Annotated in this window: 22 protein-coding genes and 1 other annotated feature; of the genes, 18 read left to right on the plus strand and 4 right to left on the minus strand. The window is 41.6% G+C overall.

Annotated features, from left to right (window positions below):
* Positions 1–8 precede the first annotated feature (8 nt).
* The 15 genes from BRLA_RS06585 (at position 9) to leuS (ending at position 13,764) form a co-directional block, all read left to right on the plus strand.
* Positions 9–737 carry a gamma-glutamyl-gamma-aminobutyrate hydrolase family protein gene (locus tag BRLA_RS06585; RefSeq protein ID WP_003338278.1) on the plus strand — a complete coding sequence of 243 codons (729 nt, stop codon included), beginning with the start codon at positions 9–11 and terminating at the stop codon, positions 735–737.
* Between the two features lie 271 nt (positions 738–1,008).
* On the plus strand, positions 1,009–1,644 hold the full coding sequence (locus BRLA_RS06590; RefSeq protein ID WP_003338277.1) for an NAD(P)-dependent oxidoreductase: 636 nt from the start codon (positions 1,009–1,011) through the stop codon (positions 1,642–1,644).
* A gap of 65 nt (positions 1,645–1,709) precedes the next feature.
* On the plus strand, positions 1,710–2,309 hold the full coding sequence (locus tag BRLA_RS06595; RefSeq protein WP_003338276.1) for a nitroreductase family protein: 600 nt from the start codon (positions 1,710–1,712) through the stop codon (positions 2,307–2,309).
* Between the two features lie 218 nt (positions 2,310–2,527).
* Positions 2,528–3,886: an MATE family efflux transporter gene (locus BRLA_RS06600; protein WP_041752506.1), complete on the plus strand. Its 1,359-nt coding sequence runs from the start codon at positions 2,528–2,530 to the stop codon at positions 3,884–3,886.
* Between the two features lie 73 nt (positions 3,887–3,959).
* Positions 3,960–5,027 (plus strand): DNA polymerase IV, encoded by a 1,068-nt coding sequence (gene dinB, locus BRLA_RS06605; RefSeq protein WP_031309531.1) that lies wholly within the window; start codon positions 3,960–3,962, stop codon positions 5,025–5,027.
* A 1-nt stretch (position 5,028) separates the two neighbouring features.
* On the plus strand, positions 5,029–5,382 hold the full coding sequence (locus tag BRLA_RS06610) for a thiol-disulfide oxidoreductase DCC family protein (RefSeq protein ID WP_003338272.1): 354 nt from the start codon (positions 5,029–5,031) through the stop codon (positions 5,380–5,382).
* Positions 5,383–5,693: 311 nt separating this feature from the next.
* Entirely contained in the window at positions 5,694–6,221 is a 528-nt protein-coding gene (locus tag BRLA_RS06615; RefSeq protein WP_003338270.1) for a YqeG family HAD IIIA-type phosphatase, read from the plus strand.
* Entirely contained in the window at positions 6,200–7,339 is a 1,140-nt protein-coding gene (gene yqeH, locus BRLA_RS06620) for a ribosome biogenesis GTPase YqeH (protein ID WP_003338269.1), read from the plus strand. The genes BRLA_RS06615 and yqeH overlap by 22 nt, the downstream gene beginning before the upstream one ends.
* 86 nt (positions 7,340–7,425) lie before the next feature.
* Positions 7,426–8,280, plus strand: a complete 855-nt coding sequence (locus BRLA_RS06625; RefSeq protein WP_041751987.1) for a shikimate dehydrogenase — start codon at positions 7,426–7,428, stop codon at positions 8,278–8,280.
* The gene (gene yhbY, locus BRLA_RS06630; protein ID WP_003338267.1) at positions 8,281–8,571 is read left to right on the plus strand and encodes a ribosome assembly RNA-binding protein YhbY; all 291 of its coding nucleotides are present in this window, start codon (positions 8,281–8,283) and stop codon (positions 8,569–8,571) included.
* Positions 8,572–8,587: 16 nt separating this feature from the next.
* Entirely contained in the window at positions 8,588–9,178 is a 591-nt protein-coding gene (locus BRLA_RS06635) for a nicotinate-nucleotide adenylyltransferase (protein ID WP_003338266.1), read from the plus strand.
* Positions 9,159–9,728: a bis(5'-nucleosyl)-tetraphosphatase (symmetrical) YqeK gene (yqeK, locus tag BRLA_RS06640; protein WP_003338265.1), complete on the plus strand. Its 570-nt coding sequence runs from the start codon at positions 9,159–9,161 to the stop codon at positions 9,726–9,728. Before BRLA_RS06635 ends, yqeK begins: the two co-directional genes overlap by 20 nt.
* Positions 9,729–9,739: 11 nt before the next feature.
* Positions 9,740–10,090, plus strand: a complete 351-nt coding sequence (gene rsfS, locus BRLA_RS06645; RefSeq protein WP_003338264.1) for a ribosome silencing factor — start codon at positions 9,740–9,742, stop codon at positions 10,088–10,090.
* A gap of 9 nt (positions 10,091–10,099) precedes the next feature.
* Positions 10,100–10,843, plus strand: coding sequence for a class I SAM-dependent DNA methyltransferase (locus BRLA_RS06650; protein ID WP_003338263.1), 744 nt, complete (start codon positions 10,100–10,102; stop codon positions 10,841–10,843).
* Between the two features lie 39 nt (positions 10,844–10,882).
* Positions 10,883–11,141: a binding site (T-box leader), on the plus strand.
* Positions 11,142–11,298: 157 nt separating this feature from the next.
* Positions 11,299–13,764, plus strand: a complete 2,466-nt coding sequence (leuS, locus tag BRLA_RS06655; protein ID WP_187349317.1) for a leucine--tRNA ligase — start codon at positions 11,299–11,301, stop codon at positions 13,762–13,764.
* Positions 13,765–14,063: 299 nt separating this feature from the next.
* Here the strand turns inward: leuS and comER are convergent, their stop codons facing one another.
* The 4 genes from comER to BRLA_RS06675 all read right to left on the minus strand — a co-directional run bounded on the left by comER (position 14,064) and on the right by BRLA_RS06675 (position 18,751).
* Positions 14,064–14,888, minus strand: coding sequence for a late competence protein ComER (comER, locus tag BRLA_RS06660; protein WP_003338261.1), 825 nt, complete (start codon positions 14,886–14,888; stop codon positions 14,064–14,066).
* Between the two features lie 322 nt (positions 14,889–15,210).
* Positions 15,211–16,023 carry a ComEA family DNA-binding protein gene (locus BRLA_RS06665; protein ID WP_003338260.1) on the minus strand — a complete coding sequence of 271 codons (813 nt, stop codon included), beginning with the start codon at positions 16,021–16,023 and terminating at the stop codon, positions 15,211–15,213.
* 101 nt (positions 16,024–16,124) lie between these two features.
* A complete protein-coding gene (gene asnB, locus BRLA_RS06670; RefSeq protein ID WP_003338258.1) occupies positions 16,125–18,050 on the minus strand; it encodes an asparagine synthase (glutamine-hydrolyzing) in 1,926 nt (641 codons plus the stop codon).
* 269 nt (positions 18,051–18,319) lie between these two features.
* Entirely contained in the window at positions 18,320–18,751 is a 432-nt protein-coding gene (locus tag BRLA_RS06675; protein ID WP_003338257.1) for a deoxycytidylate deaminase, read from the minus strand.
* 154 nt (positions 18,752–18,905) lie between these two features.
* Here BRLA_RS06675 and BRLA_RS06680 point away from each other — a divergent pair, with 154 nt between their 5' ends.
* From BRLA_RS06680 to BRLA_RS06690, 3 genes are all read left to right on the plus strand, one after another.
* A complete protein-coding gene (locus tag BRLA_RS06680) occupies positions 18,906–21,326 on the plus strand; it encodes a DNA internalization-related competence protein ComEC/Rec2 (RefSeq protein WP_041751988.1) in 2,421 nt (806 codons plus the stop codon).
* Between the two features lie 69 nt (positions 21,327–21,395).
* The gene (locus BRLA_RS06685) at positions 21,396–21,944 is read left to right on the plus strand and encodes an RNA polymerase sigma factor (protein WP_003338255.1); all 549 of its coding nucleotides are present in this window, start codon (positions 21,396–21,398) and stop codon (positions 21,942–21,944) included.
* Entirely contained in the window at positions 21,941–23,236 is a 1,296-nt protein-coding gene (locus tag BRLA_RS06690; protein WP_003338254.1) for a hypothetical protein, read from the plus strand. The genes BRLA_RS06685 and BRLA_RS06690 overlap by 4 nt, the downstream gene beginning before the upstream one ends.
* Positions 23,237–23,701: the final 465 nt, after the last annotated feature.

The following is a 23,701-nucleotide window of genomic DNA, read 5'->3' on the forward strand; positions in this document are numbered from 1 at the left end:
CGAGAGGCTTGCGTCCGGTTATCGGGATCGCTAGTTCCAAAATGTATGTTTCAGACAATCGTGTGGATCATTTTTTCTACACGAGTCATTGTTACGTGGAAGGCATTATCAGAAGCGGAGGAATACCGCTTCTTTTGCCGTTAATACACGAGGAATTCTATCCAATTGCTGAGATGCTGGGGGCTGTGGACGCTGTGCTTTTGACTGGTGGCGTTGATCCTGCCCCTCATCTCTACGGAGAAGCTCCTCATCAACGGCTTGGTGAAGTGGACTACGAACGTGATCAAGCCGAGCTCCGACTAATCCGTGCTATATTACGTGCACGTAAGCCAATGCTTGGAATATGCAGAGGGGCACAAATGATAGCTGTAACAGTCGGGGGTAGCCTGATTCAGGATATCGAGAGTGCATATCCAAACGCGTTGCAACATCAGCAAATTGGTTCAAAGCAGTACGGCTCTCACTACATTCAGGTGTCAGATGGCTTTTTAAAGAGGGCTTTACGATCTGAAACCGTTTTAGTCAATAGCTCTCACCATCAGGCTGTTAAAACATTGCCTACAGGTTACCGTGTGACGGCTGTGGCTCCTGATGGGGTCATTGAAGGCTTTGAAAGCGAAGATGGTCGCACAATTGCAGTCCAATGGCATCCTGAACGTATGTGGATGCATGACGAACAAATGCTTGGGATTTGTAAGGCGTTTGTACAGCTAGTGAACCAGCAAACAGAAGCATAAGGAAAACGAAAGCGCGTGAACAAGGAACGAGGGATTCCTTTGTTTACGCGCTTTTTTGCTAGATATAAAGCGTAACATAAGAGAAAAGTTTGTTAGGTTCTATGCACAAATCGACTAATTTTGGGCAATCTAAAAAAAACATTTGACAAAAGGTTTAGTTGTAACTAAAATAGTTACAAGAAGAGCGGTTGTCCAATGACTTGATCTGATCTGATTTATTCAAATGAGCACCGTGTTTGATGTTTGATTCCTAAATAAGGAGGCCTATACGATGAAAATCGCTATTATTGGAGCAACAGGAAGAGCAGGAAAATTGATCATGCAAGAGGCATTGCAAAGAGGTCATGAAGTGACAGCTATTGTACGCGATGCATCCAAGCTTGATCAAAACCAAAAGGTAGCTGTACTACAAAAAGACATATTTGACCTAACTACTCAGGATGTAAATAAATTTGATGTTGTTGTTAATTCCTTTGGTGCAAAGCCAGGCGAAGAACATTTACATGTGGAAGCAGGAAATGTTTTGATTGAAGCGCTAAAAAATGCTCCACAAACAAAGTTATTTGTAGTTGGAGGAGCGGGAAGCTTGTTTGTAGATGAAGCGAAAACGGTTCGTCTATTTGAAACACCAGAATTCCCTAAAGAATATTTGGCTACAGCGACAAATCAAGGCAAAAATCTAGAGATTCTAAAGCAATCCAATCTACCTCAATGGACTTTCTTGAGCCCATCAGCCATGTTTGAACCAGGTGAGCGCACAGGGCGTTATCAAAAAGGGGAAGACAATTTATTGGTAAATGCAAAAGGTGAAAGCTCTATCAGCATGGAGGATTATGCGATTGCAGTACTAGACGAGCTTGAAAATCCACAATTTGTAAACAAACGTTTCACTGTTGCGTCTGTATAACTTGACGCCATTAGGGCAATGTTTTGAGTAGCATTATTTTTTCTAACAACAGGGAGGCATCTACCATGGCAAAAGATTTCTATACAGCAGTTGAAGGAAGACGTTCTATTTATGGTATCAGCAAAGAAGTAAGCATCTCAGATGATAAAATCAAAGAAATCATCGAATTTGCCCTAAAGCATACGCCATCTTCATTTAATTCCCAAACAGCTCGCATTGTTCTTCTATTAGGAGAACAACATGATAAATTGTGGAATTTGACAGAAGCAGCATTGCGTAAGGTAGTAGGGGATAATAACTTTGCTCCAACTGAAGAAAAAATGAAATCTTTCCGTAATGGTTACGGAACAGTGCTTTTCTTTGAAGACCAACAAGTTGTAGAGCAATTGCAAAAGGATTTTGCGCTTTATAAAGATAACTTCCCTATTTGGTCTCAACAATCTTCTGGTATGCATCAATTTGTTATCTGGACTGCTCTTGAAATGGAAGGCTTAGGAGCTACCTTGCAACATTACAATCCATTAATTGATGAAGACGTGAGAAAAGAGTGGAATACTCCAGCTCATTGGAAACTAATTGCTCAAATGCCATTTGGTCAACCAACAATGGCTCCTAACGAAAAAGAATTCAAACCACTAGATGAGCGTTTTAAAACATTTAAATAAGCAACACAGTAACATATAAGACATGTAAGATTTCCTTGATCGTAATGAACAGTGTAGTGGAGAAAACCTAAAAAAAGATAAATGGGAGCTACCTAACCTTGTGGGTAGCTCATTTTTTTGTCTGCATGTTTATCTCTATTCCCATCCACCTAACATCGCGTTATAATGAACAAATCTTTGAGCATGAATCGATGTCAATGGAGTAAAGAAGGGTGAATGTGAACACAGAAACAAACAAATATCAGCGTCAAACTCTATTTCAAATTACGTGGCCGATCTTTTTTGAATTAGTGCTACATATGGGGATGGGGATTATTGCAACTCTGATGCTGAGTCATTATTCCGATGACGCAGCTACAGGTGTAGGCGTGGCAAATCAGCTCTTAAATATTTTTATTTTAATTTTTAACGTGACGTCAATTGGTGCGACTATTTTGATTGGTCAAAGACTAGGAGCTAATCAATTAGATCAGGCAAGACAGCTGGCACGATCTGCTTTTGGCTTAAATTTTTGGTTTGGAATGGTTGTTGCTACAATTGTAGTAATATTTGGTAAACAATTCCTTGGTCTTTTTGAGCTTGAAGGAGATGTTCTTTCCTATGGACTTTTGTTTGTACAAATTTGTGGGGCGTCCTTGTTTCTAGAATCAATTGCCTTAGCTTTAAGTGCTGTACTTCGCAGTCATGGATATACGAAGGACTCCTTGATGGTTACCCTGTTGATGGACATGATTAGTGTAGGTGGTAATGTTATCGCGATTACCGGTATTTTTGGATTGCCTATTACGGGAGTGACTGGCGTAGCTTGGGCAATGGTGGTCGCACGTGCCTTTGCAGTGGGTGCTTTGATCTATTTGGTTTTTCGTCAGCTTGCTTTACGTATTCGATTTAAAGATATCTTTATTGTAAGAAAAAAGGACATCCAAGGACTTTTATCGATTGGGATTCCTTCGGCTGGTGAAAATTTGTCCTACCAGCTATCACAAGTAATCATTACAGGATTTATTGCGATGATGGGAACTGCATCGCTGGCAGCACGTGTCTATGTATTGAATATTTCTATGATCTGCTATCTATTTACATTAGCGATTGCACAAGGTACACAGTTGCTGGTGGCCCGTTATATTGGCGGGAAACAATACGATAAGGCATTACATCGAGGGATGCGCACCTTAAAAATTTCAATGTGTGCCTCGTTTGTCACGACACTGATTATCGCATTGTTAGGCTCGCCGATCTTACAAATGTTTACGACTGACCCAGCTATTATTGCTGTAGCCCTCCCTGTTTTGTGGATTATGGTCCTTACCGAAACAGGTAGAGCAATGAACATTGTTTTAATGGGTTCGTTAAAGTCCGCTGGTGATGTGCGATTCCCAGTAATCATCGGCATTTTTGCGATGTGGGGGATTGCGGTAGTCTTTAGTTATACGCTTGGTATCTATTTTGGACTTGGTTTGCTTGGAGTATGGATTGCACAAGGAATGGATGAATGGTTCCGCGGGTGCTTTGCCATGCGTAGATGGGTAAACAAACCCTGGGATACTACTCAAAATGCAAATAGGCCAACGAAGTGAATTGAATCGTTACACCCAGTGTTCTATAATAACAATAGAATCGGATGAGAATATATGTTTGGGTGAAGCGGCTATGAAAAAATTTATTCATGTGGACATCGATGCATTTTATGCTAGCGTAGAACAACTGGATCATCCAGAATGGCGGAATCAGCCTGTCATTGTGGGAGGCACCGGCAATCGGGGCGTAGTAGCTACCTGCAGCTACGAGGCCCGTTCGTTTGGTGTGCGTTCTGCTATGCCAGTTGCTCTTGCACGAAAAAAATGTCCACAGGGTATTTTTGTTCCATGTCGCTTCGCTCGTTATCATGAAAAATCCGAGGAAATTAGACGGATTTATACCGAGTATGCGGAATTGTATCAGCCCATCGGACTAGATGAAGCTTACTTAGATGTGTCCCATTACGAAAACGCAGTTCCCATTGCCAAAGAGTTGAAAAGACGTATTAAACAAGAAACGGGCCTTACCTGTAGTATCGGTTTATCCTACAATATGTCTCTAGCCAAAATCGCCAGTGATTTGAAAAAACCAGATGCTTTTGTCATTATCCGTGCGGAAAATGCTTTGGATGTTCTGGCTCCGTTACCAATTAGTGTTTTACATGGTGTAGGTAAAAAATCGCAGGAGGTTTTATCTAAAAAGGGGATTGAGACAGTTCGAGATTTGTGGGAGCTGTCTGTAGAGGAAATGGTTCAACTATTTGGCAAGTGGGGACATGCGCTATACGGGCGTTCACGCGGAATTGATCAACGAGAAATTGAAATGGATCGCCCTGTTAAATCCATTAGCCGCGAAACCACCCTAGTGTACGATTTACAGGAGCGTGACCGAATCGCTGAAATTGCCCGTGAATTACTTGCTCATATAAAAGAAGAAGCGGAGCAGGAGGGGGTACATCCTCAAACCCTCACGCTGAAAGTAAGATTTACTGACTTCACAACAAAAAGCAAACAGCGTAAAGTAATGTCAGGAACATCCTGGGAGGAATGGTTAGAATTTTTATTGGACGAATTTGATTTCTCAAGCGGTGTTAGATTGATTGGTGTCGGCTTTTCTAATTTTCTGCGGGAAGAGGAACAGAAGGAAAGATTTGAACAGCTTAGTATTTTTTCACTCCCCGCTTGGAAAGAAGGAATGTAACATGAGTAAGACTATCGTTTATTATGATGAGCATTGCAAGATGTGCTGCTTTATTCGTGAACGGTTAACTAGTTTATTGTTACCCGGGAAAAAGCATCAGATAGAGTGGCGTCATTACGAGGAAGCGCCTGCTTGTGATTTACAGGATAAAGCATGCGGAGAAGCAATGGAGGTCCTTCTTCCCTCAGGAGAACGTCTAAGAGCATTTTATGCAGTGAGAAAATTGCTTGCCCTTACTTATTTTTGCTGGTTATCCCCGTTCTTTTATTTGCCCGGTGCTGCTTATTTTGGTGAAAAAGCATATGCTTGGGTTGCCCGAAATCGATATCATTGGTTTGGAAGAACAGAGGAATAAACGAGATGGCTGATACGAATCGGTTTCATTGCTGTGCGACATGTCAGCATTTTTGTGTGCACAAGGGCGGTCAGGGTGATAAAACCACGTACTCCTGTGGGAGGCTCGGGTATGAGACGAAGCCTTCTTATCGTTTTGATTGTTGGCGGCCAACAGAGCGGGTTTGCAAATTAATTGAAAAAGAGAACCTTTCTTTATAGCAGATTTGATTTTGTTTTGCAACAAGCCTTCCAAATATGGTATAGTTAGTCCCGATATCTCGTTCGTGGTGCGTACAAGACCAGTGAACGGTGAGCGGGAGGTACGGGCATTTGCTTTTACAGAAGTTAACCCCAAATGAGTATGTGGAATCCATCTTTTCCATTAATATAGATGAACTCCGAAAACGTAACATCAAAGCGGTAATCACTGATTTGGATAACACGTTAGTTGGATGGGATACACCTGATGCTACTCCAGAAGTAATGAATTGGTTTAAGCGTTTGGATGAAGCAGGAATTCAAGTGACGGTTGTATCCAATAATAATAAGGCAAGGGTTTTACACTTTTGTGAACCCTTACAATGCCACTATATTCCAGCTGCGCGAAAGCCTACCAATCAGGCGTTTAAACGTGCGATTGAAATTATGAATGTTCGCATTGAGGAGACAGTCGTTATTGGAGATCAATTGTTTACAGATGTGCTGGGCGGCAACCTTTTAGGGTTTCATACCATTTTGGTTGTTCCAGTTAAAAATTCGGATGGTTTTTTTACGCGATTTAACCGGAAAATGGAACGACTTGCCCTGCACTGGATGAGCAAGAAAGGAATGATTTCGTGGTACAACAACAAGAAGTAAATCAGGACTTCGAGGGCCCAGTTAGCTGTGCGGGCTGTGGAGTTGAAATACAGACAGAAAATAAAGCGAAGCCAGGCTATGCACCAGCTTCTGCATTGAAGCGTGAAGTAGTGATTTGTCAGCGTTGTTTTCGCATTAAACACTATAATGAAGTAGCGCCTGTAGAAATGCATGATGATGATTTTCTCCGTATTTTAAATGGAATTGGTTCCACAAAATGTTTAGTGGTTATGGTAGTTGATTTATTTGATTTCCAAGGTTCCTGGCTACGGGGATTGCCGCGATTTGTTGGACAAAATCCAATCTTGTTGGTCGGAAATAAAGTAGATTTATTACCGCGCAATATTAATCTTAATCGTGTGAAAAACTGGATTCAGCATGAAGCGAAAGAACGTGGTTTAAAGCCGAATGAAGTGGTTCTCGTGAGTGCGGAAAAAGGAATAGGGATTGATGAGCTACTTGCTCGGATTGGTGAATTCCGCAAAGGACGCGATGTTTATATTGTAGGGGTAACTAATGTTGGTAAATCCACGCTGATTAATCGGATTTTACACGATTACGGTGCAGCGGACATGGAAATCACCACATCGCCCTTCCCAGGAACTACCTTAGATAAGATCGAGATTCCTCTAGAGGATGGACGTTCTATTTTTGATACACCTGGTATTATTAATCGTGATCAGATTGGTCATCTTGTGTCACCTGAGGATTTACGCAAACTTACTCCGAAATCACGGATTAATCCGCGCGTCTTCCAATTAAACGATAAACAGACGTTGTTCTTCGGTGGATTGGCTCGCGTTGACTATGTAAGAGGAGAACGTCAGCCATTTGCTTGCTATTTGGCTAATGACTTGTACATTCACCGTACAAAATTAGATAATGCGGAAGAAGTGCTGGAGAAGCATCATGGGGAGATGCTTGCCCCACCTTCAGGAGAAGCGGCTAAAGCGTTATTGCCATTTACCCGCTATACGCTAAAAATTGATACAAATGGACCAACTGATATTGTTATTGCTGGGCTTGGCTGGATTGCGCTTCAGGGAAAAGTAAAAGGGGTCGTAGAAGTACATGTGCCAAAGGGTGTAAGTGTCGGATTACGAAAAGGCTTAATTTAATCAAGTCTGTGTCGATCACTTGAACAACAAGCAAGCCCCTTCTTTGCGGAGGGGCTTTTCTAACTTTACTTGGGGGAGGGGTCTTCCTGTTACATAGTAAAACGACAATGGTTGGGCTGTTTGGACGTCCTGTAGGACATTCCTTATCTCCAGTGATGCATAATACGGCTTTTGAACAAAAACAATTACCATTTGCTTATGCAGCTTTCGAAGTTAATGATGATCAGATTAAAGAAGCGGTCGAGGCTATTCGTGCTTTAGGCATGCGAGGCGCTAACGTCACCATACCGCATAAGGTAGCCGTTATTCCGTATTTGGATAAAATTGATCCCTTGGCAGAACGGATTGGAGCCGTTAATACTATTGTAAATGAAGATGGCACCCTGATTGGATATAATACTGATGGAACAGGGTATGTTCGCTCGTTATTAGAAGAAACAGGGATTGATTTAACAGAGCAGACTGTTACGCTATTAGGTGCTGGTGGTGCCGCTCGCGCAGTTGCGTGTACATTGGTAGAACGTGGAGTAAAAGAAATTCGGATTGTGAATCGCTCACTTGAGCGTGCAGAATTATTGGCAATGGCTCTAGGGTCTCAAATCCCTATACGTGTATATTCATTTGCTCAAGCGGAGCTAGCGATTCAAGACAGCACCCTTTTAATCAATACGACTTCTATTGGAATGTACCCTCATATTCATGAAATGCCTGTAGATAGAAAATGCTTACGGCCTGATTTAATCGTAAGCGATTTAATCTATAACCCATTAGAAACACAATTGTTACAGTGTGCCAAAGAAATCGGAGCAACCCATCACTCAGGTCTTGGCATGTTTATAAATCAAGGGGCGCTGGCTTACGAACTGTGGACAGGTGAAGCGGCGCCTACTGACAAAATGAGAGAAATTGTGTTGCAGCATTTGCAACAAGGAGGAAATTAAATGCTAACTGGTAAACAAAAACGTTATTTGCGCTCTATGGCTCACCACCTTACGCCTATTTTTCAAGTAGGGAAGGGCGGAGTAAATGAAAATATGGTAAAGCAGATTCAAGAGGCTCTAGAGGTACGCGAGCTTATTAAAGTCTCCATTTTGCAAAATAATATGGATGACAAGCATGCAGTGGCAGAAGATTTGGCAACTGGAGCAGGTGCGGAAATGGTACAATTAATCGGTCATACCGTTGTTTTGTACAAAGAGTCAAAAGAAAATAAAACGATCGTGCTACCATAGGGATTAAAGAAAGCATATGAAACGTATTGGGATAATGGGTGGCACATTTGATCCAATTCATAATGCACATTTATTAATTGCCGAGCAGGCGAGAGAGCAGGCAAAACTTGATGAGGTTTGGTTTATGCCTGCTCATGTTCCGCCCCATAAACAACAGAAAAAAAGTGTAGCAAACGCTATTCACCGAGCAGAAATGGTACGATTAGCAATACGTAATCATCCGCAGTTTCGAATTACGACGGTAGAGCTGGATCGAGAAGGTCCTTCTTACACTGTTGACACGATGCAACAAGTAGTTACATTACATCCTACTTACGAGTTCTCATTTATTATTGGAGGGGACATGGTAGAGATGCTACCACAGTGGCATGCCATAGAAGAGTTGGTAAAGCTGGTACGTTTTATTGGATTTCATCGTCCTCACTTCGCACCACAACCTTCAAGATGGACACCCTATGTGGATTTTATCGAGATTCCGCTTTGGGACCTTTCTTCTACGTATGTCCGCGAACAGATCCAGATTGGAAAAAGTATTCGCTATCTTGTTCCTTCAGCGGTGGAATGCTATATAAAGGAGAGCGGGTTATATGGAGCAGATCCAACATAGAGAAGCCTTGCTTAAGCAGGTTAGAGCTCAAATGCATGAAAAGCGTTACCAGCATACCTTAGGTGTCGCAGAATCAGCCAAAAAGCTGGCCATTCGCTACGGAGCAGATCCGATCAAAGCTGAGTTAGCGGGACTGCTACATGATTACTGCAAATGCTGGGAGATTTCGCGGCTACGAGATTATCTTCTTCGTTATGATTTACCTCAGGATCTGCTTTCAGGGGATAAAGAATTATGGCATTCTTTTGTAGGAGCGATTGTGGTACAACAGGAGCTACAGATACAGGATGCTGAGATACTGCAAGCGATTCGTTATCATACGACAGGCCGTGAGAATATGTCCTTGCTGGAGAAGGTTGTTTGTCTGGCTGATTACATTGAACCCAATCGCAATTATCCTGGTGTAGAGGACATTAGGTGCCTAGCAGAGCAAGACTTGAATCAGGCGTTAGCACTTGCGCTCGGAGGAACAATACGTTTTTTAATTGAAAAAAAACAGCGGGTATATCCGCTCACTTTGCTTGCTTATAATGATCTTGTAATAGAATGAGGAGGCCTTTCATGGTACAATTAGACAATCAATTACTTCAACTAGCATATAAAGCGTGTGAAGATAAAAAAGCAGAAAATATTGTGGTGCTTGACATCCACACCATCTCAGTTATGGCAGACCGTTTTATCATTTGTCACGGTAACAATGAGCGTCAAGTACAGGCGATTGTTCGTGAAATTCGTGATCAGGTGCATAAAAATGGGTATAATATTCGTGGTATTGAAGGGGAAGAACAAGGTCGTTGGGTATTGGTTGACTGTGGAGATGTAGTTGTTCACGTTTTCCATAAAGAAGAACGCGACTTCTATAATCTTGAAAAACTATGGTCTGATGCACCTCGCGTCACTGTAGAAGTGTAGGAAAAGGCTATGTCATATACGCATTTAGCTACAGTCTACGATGCGTTGATGGCGGATACTCCTTATCAGGATTGGCTGGTTTGGGCAGAGGATTATTGGCAGCTACACGGTAAGCCACAGACAATTCTTGACTTGGGATGTGGTACAGGCAGTATTGCCATTCCTCTGGCCCAAAAAGGCTATCAGGTAACCGGTGTTGACTTATCGCCAGAGATGCTTGCAATTGCCTACGAAAAAATGAAAACAGCACATGTTGATATTAATTGGGTTGAACAAGATATGACAGAGCTCTCTGTCAGCCCGGTTGATTCGGTTATTTCCTTCTGTGATTGCCTTAGCTATATTACGGAAAAGGAAGCTGTGCAAGCTACGTTTCAGCGTGTGTACCAGCATCTAAAACCAGGTGGAACTTTCCTTTTTGATGTACATAGTCCTTATAAAATTCTCACCTTTTTTGGAAATAACACATTTACGCATGTAGATGAAGAGATCAATTACATCTGGCAATGCTATACGGATGAAGAGCGAATGGAAGTAGAGCATGATCTTACTTTCTTTATTCGGGTAGAAAATGGATGCTATCAAAAACGAGAAGAAACACAATACCAAAGAGCTTATCAGCCAACAGAGATTATTTTGTGGCTACGAGAGGCTGGCTTTGAAGAAATTAAGCTAACTGCTGATTTTGTGAATCTTCCTCCTGTTGCTGAAAGCGAACGGCTATTTTTTTCAGCCAAACGTCCTCATGATTGACATGTTCCGGTAAAAACGACTATAATCGATTCATATATGAACAAAGCGAAAATGAGGCCTAGTACAAAAGCTAGATCCGGCATAAGAGAGTTGACGGTAGGTGCGAGTCAACCCGATTCTTTTTGGAACTCCCCTCATTGCTTTTTTGCTGAAGACTTTCGTTGTGTAGGCAAAAGCGTCTGTCCACGTTACGGAAAAGGAAGGGAGTAGGGCACTGGGTAACATTTCATCATGTTAAACAGTTGCTTTGCTAACTAGGGTGGTACCGCGAGAAGAAAAACAACCTCTCGTCCCTAGCAGCTTTTTCGGCTGTTAGAGATGTGAGGTTTTTTTGTGTGTCTTAGGGGCTAGACGGTTTTTTGTCTGCTAATCATGAGACGCGGGTAACCTTTTAAACATGTTACCAATGTAAGAAGGATTTGTGAAAGAGTAGAAGGAGGATGTAGCAAATGTCTATGCCGTATAATCCACAAGAGCTGGAAGTCAAATGGCAGAAAAAATGGAACGAACAAAAAACAAACAAAACGGTGGAGGATTCCTCTAAGCCAAAATTTTACTGCCTTGAGCAATTTCCGTATCCATCTGGGCGTTTGCACATGGGCCATATGCGTGTATATTCAATCGGGGATGTTATTGCTCGTTTGAAGCGTATGAGCGGTTTTCAAGTATTGCACCCAATGGGCTGGGATGCATTTGGTTTGCCGGCTGAGAATGCTGCAGTTAAATTCGGAGCACAGCCAGCTAAATGGACATATGAAAATATTGATTTTATGAAAATGCAATTAAACCGTCTGGGTGTAAGTATTGACTGGAGTCGTGAAGTGGCGACTTGCTCCCCAGATTATTATAAATGGACGCAATGGTTATTTTTAACTTTCCTAGAACAAGGTCTTGCATATCGCAAACGTGCTTTTGTAAATTGGTGCCCAGAATGCTCAACCGTACTTGCGAATGAGCAGGTAATTGATGGCTTATGCTGGCGCTGCGATTCAGAAGTAACGAAGAAGGATTTGGAACAGTGGTTCTTTAGTATTACTGATTATGCAGAACGTCTGTTGACGGATTTAGACAAATTGTCTGGTTGGCCGGAAAAAGTACGTACGATGCAAAAGAACTGGATTGGGAAAAGCGAAGGAGCTAATGTTACTTTCACAATTCCAGAGCTTAATGATGAGCAGGTAAAAGTATTTACAACTCGTCCTGACACGCTTTATGGCGTAAGTTATATGGTATTGGCACCGGAACATCCATTAGTACCAAAATTGATCGCTGGTAAAGAACAAGAAGCTTCTGTTCTTGCTTTTGTCGAAGAAATGAAGAAAGAAAGCGACATTACTCGTACAGCGACTGATGCTGAAAAAGTGGGCTTGTTCACAGGAGCATACGCGAAGCATCCTCTAACAGGAGAGCAAGTACCGATCTGGGTAGCCAACTATGTACTGCTTGATTACGGTACAGGCGCTGTAATGGGTGTGCCAGCCCATGATGAACGTGATTTTGCATTCGCGAAAAAGTATGATTTAGCGATTAAAGTAGTTATTAATCCGGAAAATCCAGAAATTCTAGCTGAGGAAATTGGTATCGATGCGCCTTATACAGAAGACGGCACCTTAATAAACTCTGCTCAATTTGATGGAATGCCAAACCGTGAAGCGATTAAAGCGATTGCTGATGTCCTTGAACAGCAAGGTAAAGGCGGATTGTCTACCACTTATCGTCTTCGCGACTGGCTGGTTTCGCGACAACGCTATTGGGGCGCGCCAATTCCAATCATTTATTGCGATAGCTGTGGCGTAGTACCAGTACCAAAAGAACAACTGCCTGTGTTATTACCAGAAGATGTAGTTATCGATGGAAAACGGAATCCATTGACTAGCTCTGAGGAATTCATGAAAACCACGTGCCCAACATGTGGTGGAGCAGCAAAACGCGAGACGGATACAATGGATACCTTCATCGATTCTTCTTGGTATTATTTACGATATACTGATGCAAGCAACAAGGAACTGCCTTTCTCTAAAGAGAACGCAGACAAGTGGATGCAAGTCGATGAATACATTGGCGGTATTGAGCACGCAATCCTGCACTTGTTGTATTCTCGATTCTTTACCAAAGTGCTACATGATGCAGGCATGCTGGCCTTCGATGAACCGTTCCGTAGCTTGTTAACACAAGGAATGGTATTAAAAGACGGGGCTAAAATGTCTAAATCAAAAGGCAATGTGGTAAGCCCAGACGAAATGATTGAGAAGTATGGAGCGGATACGGTTCGTTTGTTTATTCTGTTTGCGGCTCCACCTGAACGCGATCTAGACTGGACAGATACTGGAGTAGAAGGAAGCTTCCGTTTCTTGAATCGTGTATGGCGTTTGGTAGAAAGCAATCAAGAATTATTCCAAGCTCCTTATCAAGTAGCTGCGAATGATGATGCAGCCAAAGATTTGTACCGTACTACGCATCATACGATTAAGAAGGTAACAGAAGATATTGGTGAGCGTTATACCTTTAATACAGCGATCAGTACGATTATGGAGCTAGTTAATAAGATGTACAGCTATCCAGCAGAATCAGACCGCGGTACCTTTGCTTTTGCCATGGAGACTCTTATCATTCTGCTTGCACCAATCGCACCACATATCTCTGAGGAAATGTGGCAACAATTGCTCGGTAAGACAAGTAGCGTACACATGCAGGAATGGCCAACATTTGATCCTAAAGCATTGGTGCTGGATGAAGTAGAAATCGTAATCCAAATCAATGGTAAAGTACGTGACAAGCTGGTAGTCGCTAACGGACTTAGCAAAGATGAGCTAGAGAAGCATGTACTTGCTCATGAAAAAGGAATTGCACTTATTGACGGTAAAACCGTTCGTAAGGTAATTGCTGTCCCAGGTAAACTGGTTAATATTGTAGTAGGTTAATCATCTGTTTCGTATTCGTGTAAAAAAGACAGCCTCTTCTCCTGATGCCAGAAATTAGCTATAGGAGGGGGGCTTTTTTCTTTTGCGAATTGTTGACACTCTTTTATTCTCCTATATGTTACCTATGTACATGGAATAAGTAGTTCATATAAGTCATATTGAATTTTAGGTGAATAATCGAGGTCAATAAATCATCTGCCACATAATAAAGCCCCATGCTATTGGCGTAAGGATGAACGTAATAGGTTAAAACAGCCATGTCTATAAAATCTTTCTTTCATGATTCTTTCCAATACTGACTACCAATTTTCCAACTGTTCCTTCAGTTCTCGTTGATCCTCTTCAAATTTCTTTTGTGTGATGCGGAATACATGATGAAATACCCCAGGTAGGGAACCTTGTAAAATTCGCAGTCCTTCTCCGGTAATTCCTCCTGGTACGCAGACACGCGCCTGTAGCTCTGGTAAGGTAAAATGTCCTTGTTTTAATAATTCGGCTACTCCAATTAGCATTTGGGTTGTCAAATGAACGGCTGTTTCGTGGGGTAGACCAGTTTCTTCTTCCGCAGACCGAATTATTTGTTGCAGTGTATAGCTGAGAAAGGCAGGTCCACAACTAGCGATATCTGCCGAGATTCGTAAAAATGGAGCTTGAATTTCCAAGGGGAGGCCGATATGTGATAGAAGGTGGAGTAAACGATCCTTTGACTCATCTGTGGTAGAACGACCGTATTCGAGTAAGATGAGTCCACTCAAAGCTTGATTAGTGATACTTGGAACTGCACGTATAACCTGACAAGGGACGAATTTTTCCAGGTCTTCTACTACTATGGGACTTGTAATTGTAACCAAGACCTGTTCGCTGGAAAGAGCAGATGCGAATTCAGCTAATGCTGATCGATATTCTTTTGGCTTGACACATAAAAAAATCAGATCGCTATTTGTAACGACGTCAACATTGCTCATAGCGATTTGCAATTCTGGAAATTGTTCTTGTAGAAGTGCCAATTTTCCTGGGGTTCGATTATAGGCTCTAATTTGGTCGGGTAACACAGCCTGAGATCGAATAAAAGATTGTATGAGCATGCCCCCCATACTTCCAGTTCCAATAAACCCAAGTTGCATGATAATCCCTCCATATTTTTTTTGTAAAGAACGGTACAAGTCATGCTATTTTTCGTTCTAAAAAGAGGTCTTTACATCTTATGTGCTGAAGGAGGGGTTCATGTTTTTTGGAGAGAGTAACGTTTTATTTCCATAACAAACCTATCTAATAAAATAACAAAAATATCTTTATTCCCCGGGGAAAGTGAGCTTACGAAGCTGATAAATTGTCGTTCTTAATCTACTCGCTTAGAAAAATTTTTTTTTTGGGATAATCACTCGTGGCTTATTTCTTCATGAGCCTCGTCCCATCTAATACATATATCTAAATATTTGGGTTCATTTATTCACAGATTGCAATCTTTTTTATTTTTTCAAAGGTTTTCTTACCTATACCCGAAATTTTCATCAAATCTTCTAATTTAGTAAAACCCTTCTTATCGCGATAGGCAATGATATCCTCTGCTCGGGTTTTCCCGATTCCTGGTAATTTCATAAGTTGCTCCAATGTAGCGGTTTTAATATTGATTTTAGTAGCAGAAGCTTGGGGTGAAGAAGATAGCAAACTGCTTTGAATTGGCAAGCTAGGGTGAAGGGATGAATTAGTAAACTGGTTAGGCAAAGAAGTAGCTGACTCTTGCAAGGTAGGAACATATAAAACCATTCCATCCGTTAGCTTTTGTGCCAGATTAACTCGCTTCTGATCAGCCTGTGCTAAGAAACCACCAGCTTTTTGAATAACATGCATGACTCGTTCATTTGAGTCAAAAGAATATAAGCCAGGATGTGTGACAGCTCCCTTTACATCAATATAAGAGGAATGATTCAAATTGCTTATTGGCTCATCTTTAGAAAGGGGGGAATCTACGGATACAGAAGCTCTAGTATCAGAAAGGGGCATTTCTTTAGAATCATTATTTTTATCTGAGCCTGTATAAGTGTTCACAGTAGCATTTTTTTGTTCGAAATCTGCAAGCTTAGTTGTTTGCAATTCGGTCGTAGCAGTGCTTTCCTTTTCCGCGAAGGCAACAGGAGTAAGTCCGGACATAGTAGTGGATTCAGCGGCGGGGTATATCCAGAAGCTAAGTCCAATAAATAAAAGGGCAGCACTCACAAAAATCCATTTTCGATAACGATCCCACAATTCCATAACCATGATTTATCCCTCCATCACATCTTTAAAGACATCGTATAAAAAGATAGAGGCAAGTGCAAAAAAACCTTTCAATCACTTAGATTGAAAGGTTTTACAGATTACTATCTTGCTATGCTTGAAGCGTTGTTTTGCTTGCGAATTTGAACAGCAGGACTTACATAAGGCTGGAAGGAATACTTCTGCTCGATAAAAATCTGATGCCATAGCATAAAGATTAAAATGGTCCAGATCTTACGGCTATAATCACCGTGACCTTCCTTATGCTCATCAAGCATGTACAACACATAAGCTTTATTAATTAAATGATCTACTTTCGCTTCAAAAATCAATTCTTTCGCCCATTTGTAGAATTCATTCTTCAACCAATGACGGGTTGGAACTGGGAACCCAAGCTTAGGACGAGTCTTGATTTCAGGAGGCAAAAAATCCTTCATTGCTTCCCTTAAAACATGCTTGGTTGTACCTTCTGCAATCTTGTATTTGGTCGGAATAGTTGCTGCGAATTCAAATACCTTTGGATCAATAAACGGTACACGCAACTCCAGAGAGTTTGCCATTGTCATTTTGTCAGCTTTCATCAAAATGTTGCCGCGAAGCCAAGTATGGATATCCAAATACTGCATTTTGGTTACATCGTCATAGCCTTGGACTCGCTGATAAATTTTTTGCGTGATATCTAGTGGAGATTTGTAATGACCAGCATGTTTAATATTCTCCATCACTACTTTTTCCTTGATCTCTTCACTGAAGATCATGGCATTTCCAAAAAAACGCTCCTCAACTGTTTTAGAGCCGCGAATCAAGAAGTTTTTCCCTTTCATGCTATCTGGCAAATGTTCAGCAACACCGCGCATGGAGGATTTCATCCAAGCTGGCATATGCTTAAACATCCGAAGAGAGTGAGGCTCACGATAGATGTTGTATCCGCCAAAGAATTCATCTGCCCCTTCACCAGAGAGAACAACTGTAACGTGCTCGCTAGCCATTTCTGCTACGAAATATAGGAGAATAGCTGATGGATCAGCAACTGGTTCGTCCTGATGCCAGATGAGACGAGGCAATTCCTGTAAATATCGCTCTGCATTCATGGTGACTTCGTGATGCTCTGTACCTAGATATTCTGCTGTACGGCGCGCGTAATCGAGCTCGCTGTATCCTGGGATATCAGAGCCAATTGAAAAGGTTTTAACTGGTTCAAACTTACGTAACATGCCTACGATGCTACTGGAGTCTACACCACTGGATAAAAATGCACCGCGAGAAACCTCGCTAACTCTGTGTTTATCTACAGAATCTAGCAAAATAGAGCGGGTACCTTCTACAAAATATGAGAATGGCTTACTTTCATCCGGTTCAAAGTGAACATCCCAATATTGTTCAAGTGTCAGCTTATCATCTTGAATGACAAAGAAATGACCTGGAGGGATGCGATATATTCCTTCATACATTGTCTCAGGATCAGGGACATATTGAAAGGTTAGATAATGATAAAATCCTTGTTGATTGACTGCTCGATGCACGCCTGGCAGTTCAAGCAAGCTCTTAATTTCACTAGCTACAGCAATTGAATCGGCCGTTTCCGTATAGTAGAGCGGTTTAATTCCAAAATGATCACGCGCTCCAAACAGTAGACGTTTACGGCTATCATAAATAGTGAAACCAAACATACCGCGAAGTTTTTTCGGTGCATCAAAGCCAACCTCTTCATACAAGTGAAGAATGGTCTCAATATCTGAATCGGTCTGGAACACGTGACCTTGTTCCTTTAGCCATGTCTGTAGTTCTTTGTAGTTATAAACTTCCCCGTTACCGATAATCCAGATATCTTTTGTTTCATTAAACAAAGGCTGATGACCGCCAGCAACGTCAATGATGCTAAGACGGCGGAAGCCTAATGCAATATTATCTTCTACATGGAAACCATCGTCGTCAGGACCGCGGTGCAAAATCACGTCGGTCATTGCTTTTATCGTTTCTAGTTGTGCAGGTGCTTGATGCTTATTGAAGAACGAAACAATTCCACACATTCTCTTAGACTCTTCCTCTCACAGGGTGGTCCCCTGAAAATACACTATCTTAATCTAACATGGATTCCAAGCAAGCGCAATGCGACAGTTGACTCGATTATAGCAGGGTGAGTGGACAACAAAATATAAACGGTGAGCGTAAAATGTTTTTTCGTTTCGTCTACAAGTCAGTTCTCTTGCTCGATTCGGTTAGCCTTTTGTATCTTATTGATAAACAAATAAGAGGTCCTCTTGTGCGAAAGAGAACCTATGTCGACATCGTAGTTTAGTTAGTTGTTTCTTGCATCCGAAACAGGTAAGTGAATGACCTCTATACCTTTAAGGAAATGTTCATTCCATTTATTTGGATAGGCATTACGGTACACGATCCGTGCGATCCCTGATTGAGCGAGTGTTTTAGCGCAATTTTCACAAGGCTCGTGTGTAACGTAGGCCGTAGCTCCCTTTAGACTATCTCGATCTGCGTGTAAAACACTATTAACCTCGGCATGCACTGTTCGCACACAACGTCCAGCTTCATTAATTAGACAGCCACCATCATCACAATGATCGTGACCATGGATGGAGCCATTGTATCCCGTTGCAATAATATGTTTATCCTTTACAATTACGCTACCCACATGAAGGCGGGGGCAGGTAGAACGGGTGGATACCTGATCGGCAATATCTAGGAAATATTCATCCCAACTTTTTCTCGCCATGTTGCTTCTCTCCTTTGACACCGAACACTGTTCTTACTACTATGTATCATAATTTTGCTCTATTATACTATAACCCTCTCCGCTTTCTCTATTATTTTTGTCCATATTCTTGATCCTATAATGGATTGAGAATAGAGAGAAAGGTGGAGAACGGGTGGCAGCCTATCAGTTTTTTCTGACATCACTATGTTGGATTATAGGGATTGGGCTTAGTAATTTGGATAGGCTCAAGCTCTTTTCATCTCCTTTTTATTTATGGATCGGATTTGTTCTATTAATATTGGCCGCGATTGGGTTGAAGGGCGAGATGAGGAAGTGGAGCTTGCTCTTAATGGGCTCTCTCCTTGCTGGTGCTTGTTATTTTAGCTGGTACGATAGTCGTTATGCTTCTGAATTAGTGCAGTATGCAGAGGGAGAGGAGCTTGTTTTCCTACAGGGAAAAATTGATTCTCCCGTCGAGCGAGACGGCGATTTGGTGAGGTTCTATGCACGAATTAACAATGTGAACAGTAAACAGAGAATGAAAACCGCATTCCAGACAACAGATTTAAATGAACGAGTTCTTATTCGTCTCAAGCTACAGCATGAGGAACAAATTAATACTATAGAAGGCTGGCATTCGGGTAATTCCTTTCAGGCACAGGCTACAATAAAGCTCCCAGGTACAGCTCGTAATCCGCATGCGTTCGATTACAGATCCTATCTTCGGTATCAAAAAGTAGCAGTAATAGTTGATATGGATGTTACGGATATGGAGGTTGAGGAGGGAGAAGGGGATTGGCGGGCTTTTTTTACTAGATGGCAAAAAGAAGAAGCCAGACAATTAGAAAAGCTAAGCATGGAGCCTGAAAACATCGGGTTTTTCAAATCACTTCTATTAGGTCAGCAATCAGAGGTAGAAGCTGATCTTCAAACAGTTTATGCTGATTTAGGATTTATTCATGTGCTTGCCATTTCCGGCTTACATATCACAATCGTGTCTAGCGGATTTTTATGGATTGTACAAAAGATTGGTGTTCCCACAAAGATTTCTTATGTGATAGGAATACTATTTATTTTGATCTATGTAGGGCTAGTGGGTATGGGGGTATCAGCCGTACGATCAGGCTGTATGGGGATTCTTGGGTTATTAGCACGATCTCAAGAAAAATCTGCGCAGGGCCTAGAAATACTTGGTGTCACTGGGCTTATTATGTTAATCTACGACCCATATCAATTATTTCATCTAGGATTTCAATTATCTTTTTTTATTACGATGGGATTATTAGTCTTTGTGCCGTTGCTAGTCCAATTGGAATGGCCTATGCCAAAATGGTTGGTTTCTACTTTAGCCGTCACACTGGTTTCGCAACTAATTTCATTTCCCTTTCTCATTCATTATTTTCATTTGTTTTCACCGATTTCATGGCTGGTTAATGTATTATTAGTACCTGTCTATTCGTATATTATTTTGCCGCTTGGCTACATCCTGCTATTTTTTTCTCATATTCATATTGCATTAACTTACATACCTTCTGTTGTAGCTGATTATCTTTTATCCTTTGTTCATTCCTTTCTTACATTTCTCCACCAAACAAAAATTCCCTTGCGGCATTGGTCACATCCTGTTTGGTGGTGGCACGTACTATATATGGGCTTTTGCGTTGGTTTTTGGGCAATGTGGCATTTAGGCTATCACCGTAAAAAGGATCTTTTTATGGCGACCTTTCTCTTCATTTTAGTGGTGATGATTGCTCGTGACCCATGGGGAAAAAAGGACGAGGTAGAAATTACCATTATTGACGTGGGGCAAGGAGACTCTATAATAGTTGAGATAGACAATTCTTTTGTATATGTAATAGATGCAGGAGGAACGATCTCCTTTGGAAGAGAGCCTTGGCAAAAACGTAGAAATCCATTTGAAGTCGGAAAGGATGTTGTAGTGCCTTATTTGCGCTCTAAAGGAGTGGAACGCATCAACTGTCTTGTGCTGACACATGGGGACCATGATCATGTAGGAGGGGTAAAAGCATTGTTGCCTGCTCTGAAGGTGGATCGTGTCCTTACCAATGGTAGACAACCTAAGGCTGAGGCAGAATGGTTTCAAGCTTTACATAGTGAACAAATCAAAATGCATACTGGATATTTAGGCTATACCTGGCAGGATAATCCGCAGGTTACATGGACCTGGCTATCGCCTGATTCTAAAAGGACACAAGGGAGCTCTGAGAATAATGCATCTGTTGTGCTGCTCTTGTCTGCATATGGTGTAAACATATTGTTAACAGGCGATTTGGAAGAATCGGGAGAACAAGAATTGTTACGGCGCTATACATTACCTCCTATTGATCTTCTAAAGGTAGGGCATCACGGGAGCAAGACTTCTAGCAGTGAGGAATTCTTACATGCGATTACTCCTAGTGTTTCATTGATCTCAGTAGGAACTAACAATCGATACCATCATCCATCTGAGCAAGTAATAGAGCGTTTTAAACAACGGAATACACAGATTTATCGCACTGATCACCATGGAGCGATTACTGTTACAATTAATGAAAATGGATATAAAGTTACTCCTACATTACAACCAGAATAATTACAATGATGGATTATGTTTGCAACTTTCATGAAGTTGCCTACGTCTGAAAGGAAGGAGAGAGCGCTAATGATTGAAGCTGACCTGATCAAAAAGGCGCAGGCAGGAGATCAAGAAGCTTTGGTGGAACTGCTTCGCTCCATTGAAAACACCGTGTATCGGAGCGCTTTCTATATTACGGGTAACGAACACGATGCAATGGATGTAGCCCAGGAAGCTTTATTACGCGTCTTTAGAAAAATTGGCACCTTTCAGGAAAAAGCCAAATTTACCACATGGGTTCAACGTATTGTCAGCAACATTTGCATGGATCGCTTTCGGGCAAAAAAGGAGACATTATCCATCGATGAATACGAACTGACGCTACAAGACAAACAAAATGTTGAAGATACGATTTTGTTGCATAGCATGTCAGAGGATGTTCATCGAGCAATTGCCAAATTACCGGAGCATTATCGAGTAGTTGTTGTACTTCGCTATTTGCAGGATTTTTCCTATCAAGAAATTGCTGATACCTTGGACGTACCGCTCAATACGGTAAAATCTTATCTGTTTAGGGCTAGACATCAATTGCAGACACTGCTGCAGGAGTATGAGAAGGGGGGGATAAGAGGATGACGCAGGATGACATCCATGAATGGATGCAAAGAGATTTGGACGATGATTTGTCTGAGGAAGAAAAACGAATTTTACAAGCGAAGTTAGCTGAAAATCCAGAGTATATGCTCCAGTACGAACGTTTAAAAAAGGTTTCTGATGGATTGACAAATCTACCAAGAGTTACACCACCGTTTAGTATTGTTGATGCGCTCTTACCTCAACTGGAGCAGTCCCAAGAAACCCCTGAACCAGCGGCTGTTACACAGACGGAACTACCTCGTCTAGAGTTAAAACAGACAGAAGACAAATCAGTAGGTAAAAAACGCCGTTTGCCATTGTGGATGGCAAAGGTAGGAAGCGGTGTTGCGGCAGCTTGTTTGCTGTTGGGAATTTTTGTTATGGCCAATAAGGACAAAAATGAGCCAATTGCTCTTACGAATGGAGCTTCTGGTCATGTACAAGAGGATGTATCCAAAAATTCATCAGGTGACCCGATCGTTAAGGAAACCCCAAAAACAGAAAAACCTAAATCTACACCTACTGATAAAAAAACAACTGACGATGAGAAGGACCAAAATCCACAAGATGCTTCAAAAGAGGTGCCAGATGTTACACCAAATGACACCTCGACAGAATTAAAAGGAGAACAAAAGCAAAAAGAGAATAAACCGGATCACCACCAGGGCGGATCTAGCGACAGTAAATCTGATGCTGAAACTAGTGTAGCAATGGGACAGACGGACGGTCGTCTGAAGGGTGGTAACCAAACAGATGAGAATCAAACACAGCACGAGATTGCTATTTCTCCTAAAATAAAGGATAATCACACTTCGGCTTCTGATAAACAAGCATCCGCCCATGAGCAGTCGATATCAGAAGGGGCACTTTTCTCCTTGATTCCTGATCAGGTGGATAACTACAATAAGCTGGATCAAGAGGGCAAAATTCAAGCATGGGAGGAAGCGTCTAAAGAAGTGCAGGAATTTTTACAGGAGCATCCTGATCTACAAAATGTTAAAAATCAGAAGGATTTAGAGAAGGTTATTCAAAATGCCATTGAGCGGGCGCTGAAGGAACAGAAAAAACGAGAAGAAGAAAAAAAGCAAAGAGCGGAGCAGCAAGCTAAAGATAAGCAAAAAGAATTAGAAAAACAGCAAAAAGAATTAGAGAAGAAGCAAAAAGAACTACAAAAAGAATGGGAAAAACAGATGAAAGAATGGGAGAAGCAGCAGGAAAAGCAACGAAAAGACACAGAAAAGCACCTAGAAGAGTGGACCAATCAACAAAATGGCTGGAATTGGCAGAAATAAGATTGGGTATAAATAGCCAGCAGCTACTGGAAATCAGGAGGCACCGTTTCAAGAATGCTTATACAAAAAGAGCAGAGTGTATTCTTGCATTCAGGGGCCATTGGGTGAAAGAGAACGGGCTAAAAAAACAACCCTCAGTTATAATGACAATAGGCTGTTTTTCATCAATGAACGATAAGTATTTCGAAGCTTGGGGATAGCATAGGCTTCCTTCCTGCATTTTAGGCTGACTCATCATGTGAAGATAGGACGAACGCCAAATTTTGCAGAAGACTGACACCAAAAAGTGCGTTTCGCGTAAGATAAAGTATCAAGCACCCCCTGCTTCCCGTATAGAGAGAAAACATCCGGGGTTTTCTCTCTAGCGTTTACATAAAAGCGAATGTTGCTTGGTTAAACCATGGCTGACGAGGTCGTGGTTTTTTTGCGTGCAAGCCTAAGCGTGTTATAATTAAGGTAAGAAAA

The organism is Brevibacillus laterosporus LMG 15441, from assembly GCF_000219535.2.
GTDB lineage: Bacteria > Bacillota > Bacilli > Brevibacillales > Brevibacillaceae > Brevibacillus_B > Brevibacillus_B halotolerans.

What these genes read in the sequence shown, in the direction of transcription:
- BRLA_RS06675 (WP_003338257.1), bottom strand. Translation starts at nt 18,751, where the DNA reads ATGGCGAGAAAAAGTTGGGATGAATATTTCCTAGATATTGCCGATCAG.
- asnB (WP_003338258.1), bottom strand. Translation starts at nt 18,050, where the DNA reads ATGTGTGGAATTGTTTCGTTCTTCAATAAGCATCAAGCACCTGCACAA.
- BRLA_RS06595 (WP_003338276.1), top strand. Translation starts at nt 1,710, where the DNA reads ATGGCAAAAGATTTCTATACAGCAGTTGAAGGAAGACGTTCTATTTAT.
- leuS (WP_187349317.1), top strand. Translation starts at nt 11,299, where the DNA reads ATGCCGTATAATCCACAAGAGCTGGAAGTCAAATGGCAGAAAAAATGG.
- yhbY (WP_003338267.1), top strand. Translation starts at nt 8,281, where the DNA reads ATGCTAACTGGTAAACAAAAACGTTATTTGCGCTCTATGGCTCACCAC.
- BRLA_RS06665 (WP_003338260.1), bottom strand. Translation starts at nt 16,023, where the DNA reads ATGGTTATGGAATTGTGGGATCGTTATCGAAAATGGATTTTTGTGAGT.
- rsfS (WP_003338264.1), top strand. Translation starts at nt 9,740, where the DNA reads ATGGTACAATTAGACAATCAATTACTTCAACTAGCATATAAAGCGTGT.
- BRLA_RS06635 (WP_003338266.1), top strand. Translation starts at nt 8,588, where the DNA reads ATGAAACGTATTGGGATAATGGGTGGCACATTTGATCCAATTCATAAT.
- BRLA_RS06610 (WP_003338272.1), top strand. Translation starts at nt 5,029, where the DNA reads ATGAGTAAGACTATCGTTTATTATGATGAGCATTGCAAGATGTGCTGC.
- BRLA_RS06590 (WP_003338277.1), top strand. Translation starts at nt 1,009, where the DNA reads ATGAAAATCGCTATTATTGGAGCAACAGGAAGAGCAGGAAAATTGATC.
- dinB (WP_031309531.1), top strand. Translation starts at nt 3,960, where the DNA reads ATGAAAAAATTTATTCATGTGGACATCGATGCATTTTATGCTAGCGTA.
- BRLA_RS06650 (WP_003338263.1), top strand. Translation starts at nt 10,100, where the DNA reads ATGTCATATACGCATTTAGCTACAGTCTACGATGCGTTGATGGCGGAT.
- comER (WP_003338261.1), bottom strand. Translation starts at nt 14,888, where the DNA reads ATGCAACTTGGGTTTATTGGAACTGGAAGTATGGGGGGCATGCTCATA.
- yqeK (WP_003338265.1), top strand. Translation starts at nt 9,159, where the DNA reads ATGGAGCAGATCCAACATAGAGAAGCCTTGCTTAAGCAGGTTAGAGCT.
- BRLA_RS06690 (WP_003338254.1), top strand. Translation starts at nt 21,941, where the DNA reads ATGACGCAGGATGACATCCATGAATGGATGCAAAGAGATTTGGACGAT.
- BRLA_RS06685 (WP_003338255.1), top strand. Translation starts at nt 21,396, where the DNA reads ATGATTGAAGCTGACCTGATCAAAAAGGCGCAGGCAGGAGATCAAGAA.